Origin of the sequence: Gordonia sp. VNK21 (genome assembly GCF_046098115.1) — a bacterium.
Lineage (GTDB): Bacteria > Actinomycetota > Actinomycetes > Mycobacteriales > Mycobacteriaceae > Gordonia.
Window position 1 is genome coordinate 118,079 of record NZ_JBJURU010000008.1, and the last position, 20,224, is coordinate 138,302.

At 70.4% G+C, this 20,224-nt stretch carries 20 protein-coding genes; 17 read left to right on the top strand and 3 right to left on the bottom strand.

Translation table 11 applies throughout. The features are described from left to right. The 3 genes from ACJMNC_RS10480 to ACJMNC_RS10490 all read left to right on the top strand — a co-directional run. Nucleotides 1-1,101 (top strand): vitamin B12 dependent-methionine synthase activation domain-containing protein (locus tag ACJMNC_RS10480; protein WP_408947890.1); only part of this gene is annotated, 1,101 nt, incomplete at its 5' end. A gap of 81 nt (nt 1,102-1,182) precedes the next feature. Continuing rightward, nucleotides 1,183-2,112 (top strand): DMT family transporter, encoded by a 930-nt coding sequence (locus ACJMNC_RS10485; protein WP_408947891.1) that lies wholly within the window; start codon nt 1,183-1,185, stop codon nt 2,110-2,112. Beyond that, nucleotides 2,109-2,807, top strand: a complete 699-nt coding sequence (locus ACJMNC_RS10490) for an HAD family hydrolase (RefSeq protein WP_408947892.1) — start codon at nt 2,109-2,111, stop codon at nt 2,805-2,807. The genes ACJMNC_RS10485 and ACJMNC_RS10490 overlap by 4 nt, the downstream gene beginning before the upstream one ends. On the opposite strand, the gene ACJMNC_RS10495 is transcribed toward ACJMNC_RS10490, so the two are convergent. Both ACJMNC_RS10495 and ACJMNC_RS10500 read right to left on the bottom strand, forming a co-directional pair. Beyond that, complete coding sequence (locus ACJMNC_RS10495) at nt 2,783-3,838, bottom strand: polysaccharide deacetylase family protein (RefSeq protein ID WP_408947893.1); 1,056 nt, start codon at nt 3,836-3,838, stop codon at nt 2,783-2,785. The two genes, ACJMNC_RS10490 and ACJMNC_RS10495, sit on opposite strands and share 25 nt — an antisense overlap. After that, nucleotides 3,825-4,595 carry a class I SAM-dependent methyltransferase gene (locus ACJMNC_RS10500; protein WP_408947894.1) on the bottom strand — a complete coding sequence of 257 codons (771 nt, stop codon included), beginning with the start codon at nt 4,593-4,595 and terminating at the stop codon, nt 3,825-3,827. Before ACJMNC_RS10500 ends, ACJMNC_RS10495 begins: the two co-directional genes overlap by 14 nt. 164 nt (nt 4,596-4,759) lie before the next feature. On the opposite strand from ACJMNC_RS10500, the gene ACJMNC_RS10505 reads away from it, so the two are divergent. Both ACJMNC_RS10505 and hisG read left to right on the top strand, forming a co-directional pair. Continuing rightward, nucleotides 4,760-5,023, top strand: coding sequence for a phosphoribosyl-ATP diphosphatase (locus ACJMNC_RS10505; RefSeq protein WP_408947895.1), 264 nt, complete (start codon nt 4,760-4,762; stop codon nt 5,021-5,023). Nucleotides 5,024-5,055: 32 nt separating this feature from the next. Continuing rightward, the gene (hisG, locus tag ACJMNC_RS10510) at nt 5,056-5,904 is read left to right on the top strand and encodes an ATP phosphoribosyltransferase (RefSeq protein WP_408947896.1); all 849 of its coding nucleotides are present in this window, start codon (nt 5,056-5,058) and stop codon (nt 5,902-5,904) included. Nucleotides 5,905-5,944: 40 nt separating this feature from the next. Here the strand turns inward: hisG and ACJMNC_RS10515 are convergent, their stop codons facing one another. Next, nucleotides 5,945-6,823, bottom strand: a complete 879-nt coding sequence (locus ACJMNC_RS10515; protein WP_408947897.1) for a thioesterase family protein — start codon at nt 6,821-6,823, stop codon at nt 5,945-5,947. A 71-nt stretch (nt 6,824-6,894) separates the two neighbouring features. On the opposite strand from ACJMNC_RS10515, the gene ACJMNC_RS10520 reads away from it, so the two are divergent. The 12 genes from ACJMNC_RS10520 (at nt 6,895) to tatC (ending at nt 20,222) form a co-directional block, all read left to right on the top strand. Beyond that, nucleotides 6,895-7,725 carry a tRNA (adenine-N1)-methyltransferase gene (locus tag ACJMNC_RS10520; RefSeq protein WP_408947988.1) on the top strand — a complete coding sequence of 277 codons (831 nt, stop codon included), beginning with the start codon at nt 6,895-6,897 and terminating at the stop codon, nt 7,723-7,725. A 44-nt stretch (nt 7,726-7,769) separates the two neighbouring features. Next, nucleotides 7,770-9,458 carry a proteasome ATPase gene (arc, locus tag ACJMNC_RS10525; RefSeq protein ID WP_408947898.1) on the top strand — a complete coding sequence of 563 codons (1,689 nt, stop codon included), beginning with the start codon at nt 7,770-7,772 and terminating at the stop codon, nt 9,456-9,458. A gap of 105 nt (nt 9,459-9,563) precedes the next feature. Next, nucleotides 9,564-12,173 (top strand): ATP-binding cassette domain-containing protein, encoded by a 2,610-nt coding sequence (locus tag ACJMNC_RS10530; protein ID WP_408947899.1) that lies wholly within the window; start codon nt 9,564-9,566, stop codon nt 12,171-12,173. 47 nt (nt 12,174-12,220) lie between these two features. Then, the gene (dop, locus tag ACJMNC_RS10535) at nt 12,221-13,723 is read left to right on the top strand and encodes a depupylase/deamidase Dop (protein ID WP_408947900.1); all 1,503 of its coding nucleotides are present in this window, start codon (nt 12,221-12,223) and stop codon (nt 13,721-13,723) included. A 61-nt stretch (nt 13,724-13,784) separates the two neighbouring features. Continuing rightward, nucleotides 13,785-13,976, top strand: a complete 192-nt coding sequence (locus tag ACJMNC_RS10540) for a ubiquitin-like protein Pup (protein ID WP_408947901.1) — start codon at nt 13,785-13,787, stop codon at nt 13,974-13,976. Then, complete coding sequence (prcB, locus tag ACJMNC_RS10545; protein ID WP_408947902.1) at nt 13,973-14,815, top strand: proteasome subunit beta; 843 nt, start codon at nt 13,973-13,975, stop codon at nt 14,813-14,815. The genes ACJMNC_RS10540 and prcB overlap by 4 nt, the downstream gene beginning before the upstream one ends. After that, complete coding sequence (gene prcA / locus ACJMNC_RS10550; RefSeq protein WP_408947903.1) at nt 14,812-15,534, top strand: proteasome subunit alpha; 723 nt, start codon at nt 14,812-14,814, stop codon at nt 15,532-15,534. Before prcB ends, prcA begins: the two co-directional genes overlap by 4 nt. Before the next feature lie 5 nt (nt 15,535-15,539). Continuing rightward, entirely contained in the window at nt 15,540-16,898 is a 1,359-nt protein-coding gene (gene pafA / locus ACJMNC_RS10555; RefSeq protein ID WP_408947904.1) for a Pup--protein ligase, read from the top strand. 73 nt (nt 16,899-16,971) lie between these two features. Further along, nucleotides 16,972-17,922 carry a helix-turn-helix transcriptional regulator gene (locus ACJMNC_RS10560; protein ID WP_408947989.1) on the top strand — a complete coding sequence of 317 codons (951 nt, stop codon included), beginning with the start codon at nt 16,972-16,974 and terminating at the stop codon, nt 17,920-17,922. Beyond that, a complete protein-coding gene (locus ACJMNC_RS10565) occupies nt 17,919-18,890 on the top strand; it encodes a helix-turn-helix transcriptional regulator (protein ID WP_408947905.1) in 972 nt (323 codons plus the stop codon). The genes ACJMNC_RS10560 and ACJMNC_RS10565 overlap by 4 nt, the downstream gene beginning before the upstream one ends. Before the next feature lie 51 nt (nt 18,891-18,941). Beyond that, nucleotides 18,942-19,190: a Sec-independent protein translocase subunit TatA gene (gene tatA, locus ACJMNC_RS10570; protein ID WP_408947906.1), complete on the top strand. Its 249-nt coding sequence runs from the start codon at nt 18,942-18,944 to the stop codon at nt 19,188-19,190. Nucleotides 19,191-19,283: 93 nt separating this feature from the next. Continuing rightward, entirely contained in the window at nt 19,284-20,222 is a 939-nt protein-coding gene (gene tatC, locus ACJMNC_RS10575; RefSeq protein WP_408947990.1) for a twin-arginine translocase subunit TatC, read from the top strand. Nucleotides 20,223-20,224 lie beyond the last annotated feature (2 nt).

Genomic DNA, 20,224 nt, shown 5'->3' on the forward strand with positions numbered 1-20,224 from the left:
GTCAGGGAGCTTCCGCAGCGCCCGGTCTATCAGGGCGACGTCCGCTACGCCCGCGACGCCTTCGAGGGACTGACCCTGATGGACGAGCTGATGGCCATCAAGCGCGGCGAGGGGCCCGATCCGGACAGCGAGGAGGCCAAGGCGGCCGCGGCGAAGGTGGCCGAGCGCAAGGCGCGCCGGGAGCGGTCCCAGCGCATCGCCGCCAAGCGCAAGGCGGCGGAGGCTCCGGTGGAGGTGCCGGCCCGTTCGGATGTGGCCGCCGACAACGAGATCCCCAAGCCGCCGTTCTGGGGGACCCGCATCGTCAAGGGCATTCCGGTGGCCGACTACGCCACCATGCTCGACGAGCGGGCGCTGTTCCTGGGGCAGTGGGGACTGCGCGGGACCCGCGGCACGGACGGACCCGACTACGACGAGCTGGTGGAGACCGAGGGCCGTCCGCGGCTGCGGTACTGGCTCGACCGGCTCGCCACCGAGGGGATCCTGGCGCACGCCGCCGTGGTCTACGGCTACTTCCCGGCGGTCAGCGAGGGTGACACGGTGCACGTGCTCACCGAACCCGACCCGGCGGCACCGGTGCGGCACAGCTTCACCTTCCCGCGCCAGCAGCGTCCGCGCTTCCTGTGCATCGCCGATTTCATCGCGTCCCGCGAGGCGGCCGTGGCCGCGGGCCGGGTGGACGTGCTGCCCTTCCAGCTGGTCACCATGGGCAGCCCGATCGCCGACTTCGCCAACGCGCTCTTCGCCGAGAACGCCTACCGGGACTACCTGGAGGTGCACGGCATCGGCGTGCAGCTCACCGAGGCGCTGGCCGAGTACTGGCACCAGCGGGTGCGCAGCGAACTGGCCTTCGCCGGCGGCGCGGTGGCCGACGAGGATCCGGACCGGCCGCAGGGCTTCTTCGATCTCGAATACCGCGGTGCCCGGTACTCCTTCGGCTACGGCGCCTGCCCGGACCTCGAGGACCGGGCCAAGATGATCGATCTGCTCGAACCCGAGCGCATCGGCGTGGAGCTGTCCGAGGAGCTGCAGCTGCATCCGGAACAGTCGACCGACGCCTTCGTCCTTCACCACCCCGAGGCGAAGTACTTCAATACCTAGACTGCGGGGTAATCTTCTGCATGCTGCCGCGTATGCGGCATATGCGGGGCGATCGTCGCCCGGAAGGGGAGAGGGTCGATCGTGCATGTGACGGGGACCTCGGTACTGGCCGTCGTCTTGGCGCTGCTGGCAGCGCTGCTGTTCGCCGTGGCCGCAGTGCTGCAGGAGAAGGGGACCGAGGGCATCGCCGACGCCGGACCCGGCGGACTGGGATTCATGAAGACCCTGGCCACCCGCAAGGTGTGGATCGCCGGGATCGTCGCCGACATCCTCGGCTTCGCCGTCCAGGCCGGCGCGCTGGCTCTGGGCAGCCTGCTGCTGGTGCAGCCGCTGCTGGTGACCACGCTGCTGTTCGCACTGCCGCTGGCCGCCCGGACGCAGCGGCGCCGGCTGACCGCGTGGGAGTGGTTCTGGGCGGCGGTGCTGATGGTTTCGCTGATCATCTTCATGGTGCTCGGTGAGCCGACGGAAGGCATCAATCAGCCGTCGGGGCGCGCCTGGATCATCCCGATCGCCGTGCTGGTGCCGGTGGTGGCCCTGTGCGTGTGGCGCGGTGGCCGGATGGCCAACGGGACCGGGCGGTCCCTGGTGCTCGCCCTTGCCGCGGGTCTGTTGCTCGGCTATTCGGCACCGTTCACCAAGACCGGCATGGATGCGTTCGGGCAGAGCTTCCTCACCGGCCTGTCCAGCTGGGAGTTCTGGGCGATGGCCGTCACCGCCACGCTGGGCACCCTCTGGCAGCAGTCCAGCTACCAGGCCGGTGACGTCCAGACCAGCCTGCCCGCGGTGACCGTTCTCAAACCGGTGGTGGCGATGGCGCTGGGCCTGACGATCTATCAGGAACATCTGCGCGTCAACGACATCGGGGACACCGTGGTGATCGCCGCGATGCTCATCATGTTCGTCGCGACCTTCGCGCTCGGACGGCTCGGGGCCCCGGCCGACACCCAGCAGGCTCGGCCGGACGCCGGCGATGCCGCCGACGCCGTAGGGGACGGGAGACCGGCGTGACCGGCCCAGAGGTCGCCGCGGTCGAGTCGCCCGCCGCGGTGCTGTGGGACATGGACGGCACCATCCTCGACACCGAACCGATCTGGGACACCGCACTCGAGGGACTGGCCCGGCGCCACGGCATCGAGATGACGGCCGACCTGCGCAAGGCGACGATGGGCAACAACAGCGTCGACGCCCTCACCAAGGTCTTCGACGCGGCCCGCGTCCCCGAGTCGGGCCGCGACTTCGACGGCGAGGAAGCCTGGATGGTGGAGCTGGTCACCGGGCTCTTCCGCGAAGAGCTGCCCTGGCGCCCCGGTGCCGAGGCCCTGCTGACGCTGATCGCCGGCGCCGAGATCCCGATGCTGCTGGTGACCAACACCATGCGCGAGGTGGCCGACGTGGCCATCGAGACCATCGGCCGCGAGCGCTTCCTGGCCACGGTCTGCGGCGACGAGGTGGCGGTCGGTAAACCGGCCCCGGACATCTATCTGCGCGCCGCGGAACTGGCCGGGGCGCATCCGCACCGCTGCCTGGCCATCGAGGATTCGCCCACCGGCGCCGCTGCCGCGCACGCCGCCGGCGTGCCGACGCTGGTGGTGCCGTCGTTCATCCCCGTCCCGCAGGCCTCCCATCAGGTCTTCCGGGACAGCCTCGAGGGGCTCACCCTGGCGGGCCTGGCCGGGTGCTACCGGGCCGCCCGCGAGACCTGACCGGGCTTGCGGGTGCCGGTGAGCCGGTGCCGCACGCTCAGCATCCGGTCGAACTCGTCGCCGTCGACGTCGGGCACCTGAATCCGGGGCAGCGCGAACGGATCGTCGCCGCCGATCGTCGCCTCCGGTCTGCTGGTGCAGGCGAAGTCCAGGCCGAGTCCGGCCACCGCTCGCCGGGCCGAGGCGTCGTGCCGTCCGTACGGATACGACAGCCGGGTCACCGGTGCCCCGGTGAGCTCGGTGAGCCGGGCGTTGCCGGCGGCGATCTGCGCGTGCTGGCGTTCCGCAGGCCAGTCGATCAGAGACGGATGGTCGAGGGTGTGGCCGCCGATGGTGATCAGCGGATGCCCGGCCAGCTCGAGGAATTCGTCGACGGTCAGCGAGCGGCGGTGCGGGTCGGGGGTGCTGTCGGCCCCGGCCCACCGGGTCAGATGCGCGGTGGCGTCGTCCTGCGCGGCCGGCTCGAGGACGACGATCTCGTCCCACAGGTCGCGGAAGAGCTGCTGGCGGGCGGTGACCGGCGGCTGTTCGTCGGCGCGCCAGCCGGCGAGGCCGGCCGGGTCGTCGTCGACGTGCACCGGCCGGATGCGGGCGCCGGTCCCGAAGGGGAAGTGCAGACGGTCGGGGAGACGGCGGGGCAGCAGGACGGCCCGTTCGAGGGCCTCCCACCAGAAGTCGCGAGGTCGCCCGACGGCGTTGCCGATGACGAAGACCGTTGCCGGGATCTCGTACTTCTCCAGCAGCGGCAGCGCTGCGGTCAGATTGTCGGCGTAACCGTCGTCGAAGGTGACCGCGACGGCGCCGCCGTCGGGTGCGTAGACCTCTCCGGCGGCGATCGCGCCGGCGTCCACCACGCGCCGGCGCTCGGCGAGCACGGCGAGCTGATCGTCGAAGTGTTCGGGCCGCACGCAGATGCCCCACGGGTCGGGATCCTGACGCCGGATCGCGTGATACATGAGGATGCCGGCGCGCGGCCGCCGGCGGCGCACCGCGGACCGCAGCCGGCGGCGCACCAGGTCAGCTCTGTGCACGGGCCCCGGCGTCTTTCCTGGCCGCCACGGTGATGATCATCGGGTACTCGGGATCGGTGACGGCCAGCTCGGCGGAGGTGAGCTCCCCGGCGGCCAGCCCCTGCAGGAAGGCGGTGGCGGCCAGCACGTTCCCGGCGGTGCGCACCGTGACGCCCGCGGCGCCGAAGGCCGTGTCGAAGAGCCGCTGGGCCGAGAGCTCGGTGAACGACCAGTACCAGGTGGGGCCCCACACCGGATCGGAGATCTGGCTGATGCCGGGGAGGGTGCACAGCACCACGCCGCCGGGTTTGAGGATCCGGTGGAGGGTGGCCACCGCGGCCGGCACGTCATAGATGAACTGGAGGGTCTGGGTGATGATCACCGCGTCGTAGCGGTCGTCCGGGATGACCGGCGCATCGGTCAGGTCGGCCACGTAGGTGGCCTCCGGCACGTCGTGGACGTGCAGCATGTCCGAGCCGGTCACGTCGCTGCCGAAACGCTCGGTGTAGGTGCGTTCGCCGATCTCGAGCACCCGGCCGGTGATCAGCTCGCCGTGCCGGCCGAGGAAGTCCTCGATGTAGTGCCGGTCCACCGGTCCGCCGCGCAGATAGCCGTACTCCCGGCAGACCGGTTCGAGGCGCCGCAGGTCGCCGAAGCGGACCTTGCCGATCCGCGGGCGCTGGCGGCGCAGCGCGAGGCGGCGGATGGTCCGCTCGTATCCGTCATCGCCGAGCACACGCCGGGCCAGGGCGGTGCGGGTCTGTTGCAGTCGGGTCATCGACATCCTTCGATCGCAGTCGGCGTCGGCGTTCCTGGGAGAAGCCGGGAGACTAGCAATTAGGGTAACCTAACCTTACGTACGTCTCCGGGGCGGGTCCACCGGGCGGGTTGGCGCCACCCGAGGCGCCCGGCCGACAGCCGCGCATGAGAACATGGACAATCGTGAAAACCTTCGACGAACTCTTCGCGGAGTTGACTGAGAAAGCCGCCTCCCGTCCGGAGGGCAGCGGCACCGTCGCCGCCCTCGACTCCGGGGTGCATACCCTGGGCAAGAAGATCATCGAAGAGGCCGGCGAGGTGTGGCTGGCCGCCGAGCACGAATCCGGTGAGGCGCTCGCCGAGGAGATCTCGCAGCTCGTCTACTGGCTGCAGGTGATGATGCTCAAACGCGGGCTCACCACCGACGACGTCTACCGCTACCTGTAGCCCCACAGCCCACCGCAGAAGGAGTGCCGCACATGCTGCGCGTCGCCGTGCCCAACAAGGGCGCCCTGTCCGAAGCCGCCGCCGGCATCCTCTCCGAGGCCGGTTACCGCAAGCGCGCGGACCCCAAGGACCTCAACGTGATCGACGTCGCCAACGACGTCGAGTTCTACTTCCTGCGCCCCAAGGACGTGGCCATCTACGTCGCCTCCGGCCGCCTCGATCTGGGCATCACCGGCCGCGACCTGGCCGCCGACTCCGGTGCCGAGGTCGACGAGGAGGTGGCCCTGGGCTTCGGCTCGTCCACCTTCCGCTACGCGGCACCGGCCGAAGAGACCTGGACCCCGGCCGATCTGGCCGGCAAACGCATCGCCACCTCGTACCCGAATCTGGTGCGCCGGGATCTGGCGCAGCGCGGCATCGAGGCCGAGATCATCCGGCTCGACGGTGCGGTGGAGATCTCCATCCAGCTCGGTGTGGCCGATGCCATCGCCGACGTGGTGGGCTCGGGGCGCACCCTGCGGCTGCACGGTCTGGCCGCCTTCGGCGAATCTCTCTGCGACTCCGAGGCGGTGCTCATCCGCGGCCAGGACCGGGGGGAGCCGGACAAGGCCGCCAAGCGGTTCATCGCCCGCGTCCAGGGCGTGGTCTTCGGTCAGCAGTACGTGATGATCGACTACGACTGCCCGCGCACGCTGCTCGACCGGGCGGTCGAGATCACCCCGGGCCTGGAATCGCCCACCATCTCGCCGATGGCCGACGACGCCATGGTCGCCGTGCGCGCGATGGTGCCGCGCAAGTCGCACCAGCAGCTGATGGACGAGCTCGCCGAACTCGGCGCCCGGGCCATCCTGGCCTCGGACATCCGGTCCTGCCGCTTCTGAGGGCCCGGCCATCGGCCGGACCCCGGTCGACGGCCGGCGCTCAGCCCTGGGCGCTGAGCAGGGCGGTCTGCGCCGAGCGGCCCAGGAAACCCGTCAGATCGTAGACATCGGTCAGGCTCGCCGCGTAGCCGTCGGCGCCCGCCGCCATATCCGCGTCCACGCCCAGCCACGGCCCGGCAGGCTGGCGCACCAGATGCACGGTGGTGTCGGTGTTCATCCAGCTCCACCGCCGTGGATCGAGGGTGGTGCCCACCCCGTTGGCCACATCGAGCACCGTCATCGCCGATTCCAGGTCGGTGGCCCGTTCACCGGCCACCAGCGGCAGCTGCGGACGCAGCCAGAACGCCGGCGGGGTGCCGCCGTTGCGCGACGGGACCGAGGCCACCGACAAGGTGCCGATGAAGCCGATCCGGCCCCAGGGCACCGCCTCGCCGCCGAGTTCCGGGAAACCGGTGGCCTGCGGAAGCTCGTCGGGGAGCGGGGTGAGCGGCGGCTGCGGCAGCGCCTGCACCGCCGACGAATCGGAGGCGCGCAGCCGCCAGGCACTGGCCCGGGCCGCGGCGCGGTAGGTGCCGTCGGTGCCGCGCACCTCGAGTTCGGCGGCCACCAGCGAGATCTGCCGGCCGGGCCGGGCCACCCAGGCGCGCACCCGGTTCACGTCCAGTCCGACGGCGCCGAGGATGTCGACGGTGATGCGCGAGAACGCCTGGCCGTCGCCGTCGCCGACCAGCCGGCTCATGGCCCGGGTGAGCAGCCCGCTCGGGGGACCGCCGTGCTGCAGCCGGGGCGACCACACGCTGATGGTGCCCTCGGTCGGCTGAAAGTACTCGTAACCGTGCTCGCCTCCGGCCGGCGGGTCGCCGGCGGGTGCCTCGATGGGCCGGTAGTAGCTGCCCGGAGCCGCCTCGTTCACTGCCATGACCGCACTCTATGACAAGCTTGAAGCCCGCGATCACCGCGGTCCGTCCGCCCGAGAGGAAGTACCACCACATGTCGCTCACCGGCCCGTTCGCCGTCGGGGACCGCGTCCAGCTCACCGACGCCAAAGGCCGTAAGTTCACCGTGGTGCTCGAACCCGGCAAGCTCTTCCACACGCATCGCGGGGCCATCGCACACGACGACCTGCTCGATGCGGACGAGGGCAGCATCGTGGCCGCCACCAGCGGCACCGAGTATCTGGCGCTGCGCCCGCTGCTCACCGACTACGTGGTGTCCATGCCGCGGGGCGCACAGGTGATCTACCCCAAGGACAGCGCCCAGATCGTCACCGAAGGCGACATCTTCCCGGGGGCGCGGGTCATCGAAGCCGGCGCCGGCTCGGGCGCCCTCACCCTGTCGCTGCTGCGTGCCGTGGGCCCCGACGGATCGGTGCTCTCCTACGAGATCCGCGAGGATCATGCCGAGCACGCGGTCAGGAACGTGGAGACCTTCCTCGGGCGGCGTCCGGACAACTGGGAGCTGCGCATCGGCGACCTTGCCGACCACGATCGCACCGAGCAGGCCGACCGGATGATCCTGGACATGGTCACGCCCTGGGAGTGTCTGGACACGGTGCGCGGCACGCTGCGCCCCGGCGGCGTGCTGGTGGTCTACGTGGCCACCGTCACGCAGCTGTCCCGGATGGTCGAGGCGCTGCGCGAGCAGGAGTGCTGGACCGAGCCGCGCGCCTGGGAGTCGATGGTGCGGGACTGGAGCGCGGTGGGTCTGGCGGTGCGCCCGGAGCATCGCATGCAAGGTCACACGGCCTTTCTGATCACCGCGCGCCGGCTGGCCGACGGTACGCAAACCCTTCGCGTGCAACGCCGTCCGACGCGCGGATAGAGTGGAGGGATACGAAACGCTCCACATGGGGAGAAGGTGCCAGCATGACTGAGTCGGATCGTTCGACGAACAGCCCCGCCGCACGGCCGGGGACTCCGGCCGAACTCACCGAGCGCGTCGAGCAGCTCACGGCGAGGAACGCGAAACTGCTGGACACCCTCAAGGAGGCGCGGCAGCAGCTGATCGCCCTGCGTGAGGAGGTCGACCGGCTGGGGCAGCCGCCCAGCGGTTACGGCGTGCTGATGGACGTGTACGACGACGAAACCGTCGACGTCTTCACCTCGGGCCGCAAGATGCGCCTGACCCTGTCGCCGAACGTGCCCGGCGCCGAGCTGGCGCAGGGCCAGACCCTGCGGCTCAACGAGGCGCTGACCGTGGTCGAGGCGCTCGGCCACGACACCGTCGGCGAGATCGGTGCGCTGCGCGAGATCCTGCAGGACGGCCGCCGCGCCCTGGTCGTCGGCCATGCCGACGAGGAGCGGGTGGTGCGGCTGGCCGACGCGCTGGTGCACACCGACGACGGCGGCGAGGCCACCCGCAAACTGCGGCCCGGCGATTCGCTGCTGGTGGACACCAAGGCCGGCTTCGCGCTCGAGCGCATCCCCAAGGCCGAGGTCGAGGACCTGGTGCTCGAGGAGGTCCCCGACGTCGACTACGAGGACATCGGCGGCCTGCGGCGGCAGATCGAGCAGATCCGCGATGCGGTGGAGCTGCCCTTCCTGCACGCCGAACTCTTCCGCGAATACGAGCTGCGTCCGCCCAAGGGCGTGCTCCTGTACGGCCCGCCCGGTTGCGGTAAGACCCTGATCGCCAAGGCCGTCGCCAACTCGCTGGCCAAGAAGATCGCCGAGGCCCGCGGCGATGATGCGCGTGAGGCCAAGTCGTACTTCCTCAACATCAAGGGCCCCGAGCTGCTCAACAAGTTCGTCGGCGAGACCGAACGGCACATCCGGCTGATCTTCCAGCGCGCCCGGGAGAAGGCCTCCGAGGGCACCCCGGTGATCGTCTTCTTCGACGAGATGGACTCGATCTTCCGCACCCGCGGGTCGGGCGTCTCCTCGGATGTGGAGACCACGGTGGTCCCGCAGTTGCTCAGCGAGATCGACGGCGTCGAAGGCCTGGAGAACGTGATCGTGATCGGCGCCTCCAACCGGGAGGACATGATCGATCCGGCGATCCTGCGGCCGGGCCGGCTGGACGTGAAGATCAAGATCGAGCGGCCGGACGCGGAGTCGGCGATCGACATCTTCTCCAAGTACCTGACCTCGGAGCTGCCGCTGCACCCGGACGATCTCACCGAGTTCGGCGGGGACCCGAAGGCCTGTGTGCGCGCGATGATCGAGCGCATCGTCGAGCGGATGTACGCCGAGTCCGAGGACAACCGGTTCCTGGAGGTCACGTATGCCAACGGCGACAAGGAAGTCATGTACTTCAAGGACTTCAACTCCGGCGCGATGATCCAGAACGTGGTCGACCGGGCCAAGAAGTACGCGATCAAGGAGCAGCTCGAGTCCGGCAAGCCGGGACTGCGGATCGGTCACTTCCTCGATTCGATCCTCGACGAGTTCGCCGAGAACGAGGACCTGCCCAACACCACGAACCCGGACGACTGGGCGCGGATCTCTGGCAAGAAGGGGGAGCGGATCGTGTACATCCGCACCCTGGTCACCGGCAAGAATGCGGGGGCGGCCCGGGCCATCGACACCGAATCGAACACCGGCCAGTACCTGTAGACGCCGGCGCGGCCGCCCGGGTGTGAGCACCGCACGCAACCGGGTGCGTCGTTCGGTCGGTTCTTCGACGGACCCGGGCGCAGGAGCCGGATAGAGTACCCGGTGATGAACACGACTGCGCCGACGCCGCTACGCATCCAGGTGGACCGGGGGACGCCCCAGGTCATCACCGTCTCTCCGGCCACCCTGGGGCGGACTCCGGAGAACTCGGTGGCCGTGATGCACCCGCTGGTCTCCCGGACCCACCTGGCGTTCGAGTGGACGGCCACCGGCTGGACGGTCATCGACCGCGGCAGCACCAACGGCTTCTACCACGAGGGCACCCGAGTGGCCTCGCTGCAGCTGACCGGCCCCACGGTGATCCGGCTCGGCGACGCCGACACCGGACCACTGCTCGAACTCGCACCCCAGCCGGCCGCCCGGCCGTCGACCCCGCCGCCGTCGGCCCCCGTGCGGCCCGCGCCCCCGCCCGCGCCGGGTCCGGTGCGCCAGGGCCGGCCGCCGTCGTCCGGGCCGATGCGGCAGGGACCGCCGCCGTCGCATCCGGTGCCCGCGCAGCGTCCGGCCGGCCCTGCGCCCGACCGCCGGCTGCCCGCGACCGCCGGCCCGGGCGCGCAGGAGCTGGCCCAGGCGCCGCACCTGGCGGCGCTGCACCAGAACGTGTCCGCGGTCTTTCAGGTGCCCGGTCATCTGCGCGGGCGGGAATCGATCGCGCTGACCGGGGTGCAGACCATCGGCCGCACCCCCGACAACGACATCGTCGTCTCCGATGTGCTCGCCTCACGGCGTCACGCACGCCTGTCGACCGGGCCGCAGGGCCTGGTGATCGAGGACCTCGGCAGCGTCAACGGCACCTTCGTCAACGGCCAGCGCATCAGCCGGCGGGGGCTCACCGACAACGACATCGTCACCATCGGCAACAGCGACTTCGTGGTCGCCGGCGGCACCCTGCTGCGCGGCCAGGCCAAGGCCGTGGTCAGCGGCGGACTTGAGGTCGATGCGGTGGGTCTGACCGTGGACGGCGGCAAGCAGCTGCTGCAGGACGTGACCTTCCAGTCCGGGCCGGGCACGCTGACCGCCATCATCGGCCCGTCCGGTGCGGGCAAGTCCACCGTCTCCAAGATCGCGGCCGGTCTGAACAGTCCCACCTCGGGTCTGGTGCGCTTCGAGGGGCGCGGTGTGCACGACGAGTACGAGGCGCTGCGCACCCGTATCGGCATGGTTCCGCAGGACGACGTGCTGCACCGCAAACTGACCGTCCGGCAGGCACTCCGGTACGCCGCCGAACTGCGGCTGCCCGCCGACCTGAGCACCGCCGACCGCGATCAGGTGATCGACGGGGTGCTCGCCGAGCTCGGCCTGACCGATCACGTCGACACCCGCATCGACAAACTCTCCGGCGGCCAGCGCAAACGTGCCTCGGTGGCGATGGAGCTGCTCACCGGACCGTCGCTGCTCATCCTCGACGAGCCCACCTCCGGTCTGGATCCGGCGCTGGACAAGCAGGTGATGCAGACGCTGCGGAACCTGGCCGACGCCGGCCGCGTCGTGCTGGTGGTGACGCACTCGGTGGCGAATCTGGGGCTGTGCGATCAGGTGCTGATGCTCGCGCCGGGCGGCCGGACGGTCTTCTGCGACGATCCGCGCAAACGCCGCGCCGAACTGGGTACCGACGACTGGGCGGAGCTCTTCGCCCGGGCGGCCGAGCAGCCCGAGCAGATGTTCGCCGCCTACCGGGCCCGGCATCCGCATCAGCCGGCGCCGCCCGCCCCGCCGGCCGGACCGCCGGTGGTGGTGCATCCGGCCAGCGCTGTGCGGCAGACCTCCACGGTGGCCCGGCGCCAGGTCCGGCTGATCTTCAGCGACCGGGGCTACCTGGCCTTCCTCCTGGCCATGCCGATCGTGCTGGGCCTGCTCACCCTGGTGATCCCCGGCTCGGACGGCTTCGCGACCAAGATTCTCAACCCCGCGCTGCCACCGGGCGCCGTGCCCGACGATCCCACCGAGGGGCTGCAGCTGCTGGTGGTGCTGGTCATCGGGGCGGTCTTCATGGGCACCGCACTGACCGTCCGCGACCTGGTGGGCGAGCGGGCCATCTTCGAGCGCGAACGCGCCGTCGGCCTGCGCCCCAGCGCCTACCTGGGCGCCAAGATCGTGGTCTTCTTCGTGCTGGCGATCGTCCAGGCGGCCATCATGATCGGCCTGACCTTCGCACTGCGGGCGATGCCCGACGCCGGTGAGATGGGGGACGGCCTGGGCAAGGACGGGCCGGCGTGGCCGCCGGCGCCCATGCTCTTCGTGGCGATCGCCGTACTCGCCTGCGTGAGCACCCTGGTGGGGCTGGCGATCTCGGCCGCGGTCCGCTCCAACGAGCAGACCATGCCGCCGCTGGTGATCGTGGTGATGGTGCAGATGGTCTTCTGCGGCGGGCTCTTCCCGATCTCCACCGAGGGCGCCAAGCAGCTGGCCTGGCTGTTCCCGAGCTACTGGGGCTATGCGACGGCGGCGCAGGCGGTGAACCTGCCGGTCACCGCCGAGCAGGGCCGCGCACCGCAGGTGCAGCCGGTGGACGACGGCGACCAGAACAGCCCCATCCTGTACTCGATCTGGGAGCCCACCGTGGCCAACGCCGCGCTGGCCTACGGGGTGCTGCTGCTGATGAGTGTGCTGCTCATCCTGTTCATCTACAGCCGGCTGCGGCTCAAGCGGCGGTGACCGGGCCGGGCCGCCCGGCCCGGCCACGGCGGCACTAGGCTGAGGATATGGATCGCATCATCGGCACCGAGGTGGAGTACGGGATCTCCGCCCCCGGAGACCGCACCGCCAATCCCATCCTGACCTCCACCCAGGCGGTGCTCGCCTACGCCGCGGCCGCCAATGTGCCGCGCCGCGACAAGCGCACCCGCTGGGACTACGACGTCGAATCCCCGATGCGCGACGCCCGAGGCTACGACCTGGGCCGGAACACCGCGCAGGCGCCCATCATCGACGCCGACGAGATCGGTGCGGCCAACATGATCCTCACCAACGGGGCCCGGCTCTACGTCGATCACGCTCACCCCGAGTACTCGGCGCCCGAGGTGCGCGATCCGCTCGACGCGGTGATCTGGGACAAGGCCGGCGAACGGGTGATGGAACAGGCCGCCCAGTACGTGGCCAGCGTGCCCGGCGCACCGCGACTGCAGCTGTACAAGAACAACATCGACGGCAAGGGCGCCTCCTACGGCACCCACGAGAACTATCTGATGGACCGCAGCACGCCGTTCGAGTCCATCATCACCGGCCTGATGCCGTTCTTCGCCTCCCGCCAGGTGATCTGCGGTTCCGGCCGGGTCGGTCTCGGCCAGACCGGGGAGGAGGCCGGCTATCAGCTCTCCCAGCGCGCCGACTACATCGAGGTGGAGGTGGGGCTGGAGACCACCCTCAAGCGGGGCATCATCAACACCCGCGACGAGCCGCACGCCGAACCGGACAAGTACCGCCGGCTGCACGTGATCATCGGCGACGCCAACCTCGCCGAGACCGCCACGTACCTCAAGGTGGGCACCACGGCGCTGGTGCTGGATCTGATCGAGGCCGGTATCGACCTGTCGGACCTGGCGCTGGCCTGGCCGGTCCAGGCGGTGCACACCATCAGCCACGACCCCACGCTGACCGCGGCGGTGGCGCTGGCCGACGGCCGGGAGCTCACCGGGCTGGCCCTGCAGCGCGAGTACCTGGCCCGGGTGAGCGCCTTCCACGACAAGCACCACAGCGACGACGCGCGTGCCGCACATGTGATCGAGACCTGGGCGGACGTGCTCGACAAACTCGAACGCGACCCCGCCGAATGCGCCGGCATCCTCGACTGGCCGGCCAAACTCCGCCTGCTCGAAGGCTTCCGGCAGCGCGAGGGCCTGTCCTGGTCGGCGTCCCGGCTCGCCCTCATCGACCTGCAGTATTCGGACGTCCGCCTCGACAAGGGCCTGTACAACCGTCTGGTCAGCCGCGGCTCCATGCACCGGATGGTCACCGAGGAGCAGGTGATGCGGGCGGTCACCACCCCGCCGGAGGACACCCGCGCCTACTTCCGCGGTGAGTGCGTGCGCCGTTTCGGCGCCGACGTGGCCGCGGCCAGCTGGGATTCGGTGATCTTCGACCTCGGCGGCGACTCGCTCATCCGGATCCCCACCCTCGAGCCACTGCGCGGAACCCGCGAGATGGTCGGCGAGCTGCTCGAGGCGGCCGAATCGGCGGCCGAGCTGGTCGACTCGCTCACCGGCTAGGACCCGCCCGCACCGTCCACCCCGGTAGGGTGGACACCAGAACCGTTCCAGGAGGCGAACAATGGCGCAAGAGCAGACCACACGCGGCGGTGGCGGCGGCGACGACGAGGTGCCCGGCGGCGGTCCGGCCGGCCAGGAGCGCCGCGAGAAGCTCGCCGAGGACACCGACGATCTGCTCGACGAGATCGACGACGTGCTCGAGACGAACGCCGAGGACTTCGTGCGCGCCTATGTGCAGAAGGGCGGCCAGTGAGCGCCGCCCGGCGCGGCACCGAACCCAGCGACATCTCGTCGTTCAGCGAATTCCTGGCGCGCCATGCACCGGAGAAGTTGCCGCACACCATGATCCAGGCATCGGCGATCAGCCCGGAGGGGGCCGAGAGCATTCCGCACGGCACCACCATCGTGGCCGTCGCCTACCCGGGCGGGGTGCTGCTGGCCGGTGACCGGCGTGCCACCATGGGCAATCTCATCGCCACCCGCGATGTGCAGAAGGTCTTCGTCACCGACGACTACTCGGCCGCCGGGATCGCTGGCACCGCGGGCATCGCGGTGGAGATGATCCGGCTGTTCACCGTCGAACTCGAGCACTACGAGAAGATCGAGGGCGTACCGCTCACCCTCGACGGCAAGGTGTCCCGGCTGGCCGGGATGGTGCGCAGCAACCTCGGGGCGGCCATGCAGGGGCTGGCGGCGCTTCCGCTGCTGGTCGGCTACGACGCGGACGGGGCGGCCGAGGGCGATCCGGGCCGCATCTTCTCCTTCGACGTCGCCGGCTCCCGGCACGAGGAGCATGCGGGCTACGACGCGATCGGCTCCGGCTCGGTCTTCGCCCGGTCGGCCCTGAAGAAGCTCTACCGCGGCGACCTGACCGCTGCTGAGGCGCTCGCCGCCGCCGTCGAAGCCCTCTACGACGCCGCCGACGACGACTCGGCGACCGGCGGGCCCGACCTGGTGCGCCGCATCTTCCCGACCGCGGTACGGGTGGACGCCGGCGGTGCCGTCGAGGTGCCGGTCGGCGAGATCGAAGAGGCCGCGGAGTCGGTGATCGCCCGGCGCACGGCCGCCGGACGGGATCAGGAGGCGCGATGACCTTCCCGTACTACGCCAGCGCCGAGCAGATCATGCGCGACCGCTCCGAGCTGGCGCGCAAGGGCATCGCCCGCGGCCGCAGCGTGATCGCCATGACCTACGCCGACGGGGTGCTCTTCGTCGCGCACAATCCCTCCCGCACCCTGCGCAAGGTGAGCGAACTCTACGACCGCCTCGGCTTCGCCGCCGTCGGCAAGTACAACGAGTTCGAGTCGCTGCGCCGGGCCGGGATCCAGATGGCCGACCTGCGCGGGTACAGCTACGACCGGGCCGATGTGACCGGGCTGTCGCTGGCCAGCGCCTACGCCAACACCCTCGGTGCGGTCTTCTCCGATCAGGCGAAGCCGTACGAGGTGGAACTGTGCGTGGCCGAGGTGGCCCGCGCCGGGCAGGACACGCCCTCGCAGCTCTACCGCATCACCTACGACGGCTCGATCACCGACGAGACCTCGTTCCTGGTGATGGGCGGCGCGACCGAACCGATCGTGGCCGCCATGCGCGAGGCCTACCAGCCGGAGCTGCCGCTCGAGGAGGCGTTGCGGGTGGCCGTCGACGCGCTCTCGGCGACCGCCGCCGGCGGGCAGACCGACAACGGCCGCACCGGCGAGCCGGTCGGTGCCGACCAGCTCGAGGTGGCACTGCTCGACCGGACCCGGCCGCGCCGGGCCTTCCTGCGCTGCCCGCGGAGCCGGGTCGCCGAACTGCTCGGACGGGAGTGACCGCGATGGAACGCCGCATCATGGGCATCGAGACGGAGTTCGGGGTGACCTGCGTCTTCAACGGACAGCGCCGGCTCAGCCCCGACGAGGTGGCCCGCTACCTGTTCCGCCGGGTGGTCGCGTGGGGACGATCGTCGAACGTCTTCCTCACCAACGGCTCGCGGCTCTACCTGGACGTGGGCTCGCACCCGGAGTACGCGACGGCCGAATGCGACTCGGTCACCCAGCTGGTGACCCACGACCGCGCCGGTGAACGCATCCTCGAGGACCTGCTGGTCGACGCCGAGGAGCGGCTGGCGGCCGAAGGCATCGGCGGCGACATCTACCTGTTCAAGAACAACACCGACTCGGCCGGCAACTCGTACGGCTGCCACGAGAACTATCTGGTCTCGCGGACCGGGGAGTTCGGCCGCGTCTCGGACGTGCTGCTGCCGTTTCTGGTGACCCGGCAGCTGATCTGCGGCGCCGGCAAGGTGCTCACCCTGGGCCACGAGGCCAAATTCTGTCTGTCGCAGCGCGCCGACCACATCTGGGAGGGCGTGTCCTCGGCCACCACCCGGTCGAGGCCGATCATCAACACCCGCGACGAGCCGCACGCCGACGCCGAGAAGTACCGGCGGCTGCACGTGATCGTCGGTGACTCCAACATGTCCGAGACCACCACCATGCTCAAGGTGGGTTCGGCGCTGCTGGTGCTCGAGATGATCGAGTCGGGCATCTCGTTCCGGGACTTCGCCCTGGACAATCCGATCCGCGCGATCCGCGACATCAGCCACGATCCGACCGGGCGGCACGAGGTGCGCCTGGCCGGCGGCCGGACCGCGACCGCGCTGTCCATCCAGCGCGAATACCATGCGCGCGCGGTCACCCACCTTCAGCAGCGGGCGCCCGACGAGACGATGGACAAGGTGGTGGACCTGTGGGGCCGCACCCTCGACGCCGTCGAGTCGGGTGACTTCGGCAGCGTCGACACCGAGATCGACTGGGTGATCAAGCGCAAGCTGCTGGCGCGCTACGAGGACCGCTACTCGATGAGCCTGGCCGATCCCAAGATCGCTCAGCTGGATCTGGCCTACCACGACATCCGGCGCGGACGCGGCGTCTTCGATCTGCTCACCCGCAAGGGACTGGCGCAGCGCCTCACCACCGACGAGGCGATCGACGCGGCGGTGTCGACGCCGCCGCAGACCACCCGGGCCAAACTGCGCGGTGAGTTCATCAGCGCCGCCCAGGCCGCCGAGCGGGATTTCACCGTCGACTGGGTGCATCTCAAGCTCAACGATCAGGCTCAGCGCACCGTTTTGTGCAAAGATCCGTTCCGCAATGTGGACGAGCGCGTCGAACGTCTGATCGCCGCCATGTGAGCCGTAGAGTGAGGCTGTGGCACCTGCAAAAACGGCCAAGACCGAGCGTCTGCTGAACCTGGTCATCTGCCTGATGGCCTCCCGGCAGTTCGTGACCGCGGAGTTCCTCCGCGCCAACGTGATCGGCTACAAGGGCTCCGAGCAGAGCGCGGACTCGTTCAAGCGGATGCTCGAACGCGACAAGAGCGAACTGCGTGAACTGGGCATCCCGGTCGAGACCGGCCGCAATCCGGCCGGCGAGGAGGGCTACCGGATCACCCCGGAGCACTACAGCCTGCCCGATATCGCCCTCGACCGCGACGAGGCCGCCGCGGTGGCCGCCGCCGCCGCGCTGTGGCACGACCCGGACGTGGCCGCCGAGACCCAGTCGGCGATGCTCAAACTCCGGGCCGCCGGCCTCGAGGTGTCCTCGCCCGAGGAGCTCGGGCTGGGCCTGGGCGGCACCGCACGGGTGATGGGCGACGAGAGCGTGGTGCGCGCCCTGCTGGCCGCCATCGAGGCCGGCCGGGCGGTCACCTTCACCCATCGCAGCGGTGCGAGCACCGCCGAGCGCACCGTGGAACCGTGGGGAGTGGTGAGCAACTCGGGCCGCTGGTACCTGGTCGGTCACGACCGCGACCGCGCCGACACCCGCACCTTCCGGCTCTCCCGGATCCGGGAGGTCCGGACCATCGGCCGCGACGGCGAGGTGCGCACCCCCGACGGGCTGGACCTGGCCGCGGTGGTGGCCGACTCTCTGCGCCGCGCCCGCAGCGCCGAGACGCCGGCCCGGGCAGAGATCTGGCTGGCCGCCGGACGCGCCTACGGGCTGCGCCGGATGGCCGCCGAACTCACTCCCGCGCAGCGCCGCGGACGGCCCGGCGATCGAGCCGTCATCGACATCGCCTCACGTTCGGGCCTGGTGCGGGCCGTGCTCGCCGCCGGCCCCGACGCGGTGGTGCTCTCGCCGCCGGATCTGGTCGAGGCCGTCGTCGCCGGCCTCGACGACCTGTCCGCCTCCCTCGCGCAAGGAGCCGCACGATGAGCCGACCCGCCCGCAGCGCCGACACCGGCCGGCTCAGCCGGCTGCTGGCGATGGTGCCGTATCTGCAGGCCAGGCCCGGCATCAAGATCGACGAGGCGGCCGCCGACCTGGGACTGACCGAAGACCAGCTGATCAAAGACATCGAGCAGCTCTTCGTGTGCGGCCTGCCCGGATACTCCACCGACGACCTGATCGACATCCAGTACTGGGAGGAGGACGGCCGCATCACCGTCCTGTTCACCGCGGGCATCGATCGGCCGCTGCGGCTGACCGGGACCGAGGCCAATGTGCTGCTGGTGTCCCTGCAGACCCTGCTCGACAGTCAGGGCGCACTCGACGGCGACGCCATCCGGCGGGCGATCGCCAAGATCGAGGGTGCGCTGGGCACCGTCCCGGCCGTCGCCGACGCCGACGAGGAGGCCGCCGACCTCCCGGTGGCCGGCACCATCCGCCGTGCGCTCGAGCAGGGGCGCGCACTGAAGATCCGCTACTACACGCCGGGCCGCGACGCCGTCGGCGAGCGCATCGTCGACCCGATCCGGGTGCAGCTGGTCGATGCGCAGGCCTACCTCGACGCCTGGTGCCGCAACTCCGACGGCCGCCGGCTGTTCCGTTTCGACCGCGTCGAGGACGCGCAGATCCTCGACGAGCCGTCCCGGCCCCCGGCCGACGCGAGCGGCGGCGAGGTGCCGATGCCCTCGGCCAACCGGGAACTGCCCAGCGCGCGACTGGAGATCGACCCCGAGGTGATCTGGCTGCTCGAGTACTACGACGTGGAGCCCGAAACCACCGGATCCGGGGATACGGCGCCGGTCCGGGCCCGGATGAGCTACGGTTCGCCGGCCTGGCTGGCCCGCCTGCTCAGCGGTTTCGGTGGCCGGGTACGGCTGCTCGGGGACGATCCGGACACGGTGGCCGTGCGGGAGCTGATGGCCTCCGCCGCGGCTGCGGCCCGCGCCGAGTACTGAATCAGGGGGTAGGATGGCAGCGGTTGCAACGCGCAGATTGGGAGTAGAGACATGGGTGCAATGAGCTGGTGGCACTGGGTGATCGTGCTGATCGTCCTGGTGATCCTGTTCGGCTCGAAGAAGCTTCCCGAGGCGGCCCGCGGATTGGGGCGGTCGCTGCGGATCTTCAAGTCCGAGATGGAAGAGATGCAGAACGACGGCAAGTCGTCGTCGGCGGAGACGCCGCAGCGCGAGCTGCCGACCGCCACCGACACGGATCGGGTCGATCGGGAGAGCTCGCAAGAGAAGAAGTCCGCGTAGCGCGCGCGACGCTGCCTGCGAGTGCGCACACCTTCCGTCCTGCGCCGCCTGGATCCACGCCTGCGGCGCAGCAAAGTCAACCCCGACGGCTCCATGCCGTTGATGGAGCACCTCTACGAACTGCGCTACCGTCTGGTGCTGTCGATCCTGGTCATCGTGGTCACCACGGTGATCGGCTTCATCTGGTACAGCAACGGCGTCCCGGGCATCGCCCCGCTGGGCGAGCTGCTCCGGCGCCCGTACTGTGAGCTGCCCCCGGACACCCGTGCCACGCTGACTCCCGACGGCGAGTGCCGGCTGCTGGCCACCGGGCCGTTCGACCAGTTCATGCTGCGCATGCAGGTGGCGCTGACCGCCGGCATCGTGCTGGCCTGCCCGATCTGGCTGTATCAGCTGTGGCAGTTCATCACTCCCGCGCTGAAGAAGAACGAGCGCCGTCCGGCGCTGCTGTTCGTCACCAGTGCGACCGTGCTCTTCGTCGGCGGCGCACTGCTGGCCTACTTCGTGGTGACCAAGGCCTTCGAGTTCCTGCTGCAGGTGGGCAAGGACTTCCAGGTCACCGCGCTCACCGGTGACAAGTACTTCTCGTTCATGCTGCACCTGCTGATCATCTTCGGCGTCAGCTTCGAGCTGCCGCTGCTGATCATCGCGCTGAACATGACCGGGATCCTCACCTATGCCCGGCTCAAGAGCTGGCGGCGCGGACTGATCTTCGCGGTCTTCGTCTTCGCCGCCGTGGCCACCCCCGGCCAGGACCCGTTCACCATGCTCGCCCTGGCGCTCGCGCTGTGCGTGCTGCTGGAGCTGGCCATCCAGATCTCCCGGCTGCACGATCGCCGCAAGGCGCGCCGCCGGCCGGAATGGGCGGATCTGCCCGACGATCAGGCCTCCCCGCTGGGCGGTCCCGGTGACGGCCCAGGGCGCCCGGACGAGGTGGGCCGGGCCGCACCGGTGGCGCCGGCCGAGCCGATCGGCGCGGGCCGCCGCCGGGAATCCGTTCGCGACCCGGGCGACTTCGATGACATCCTGTAGGC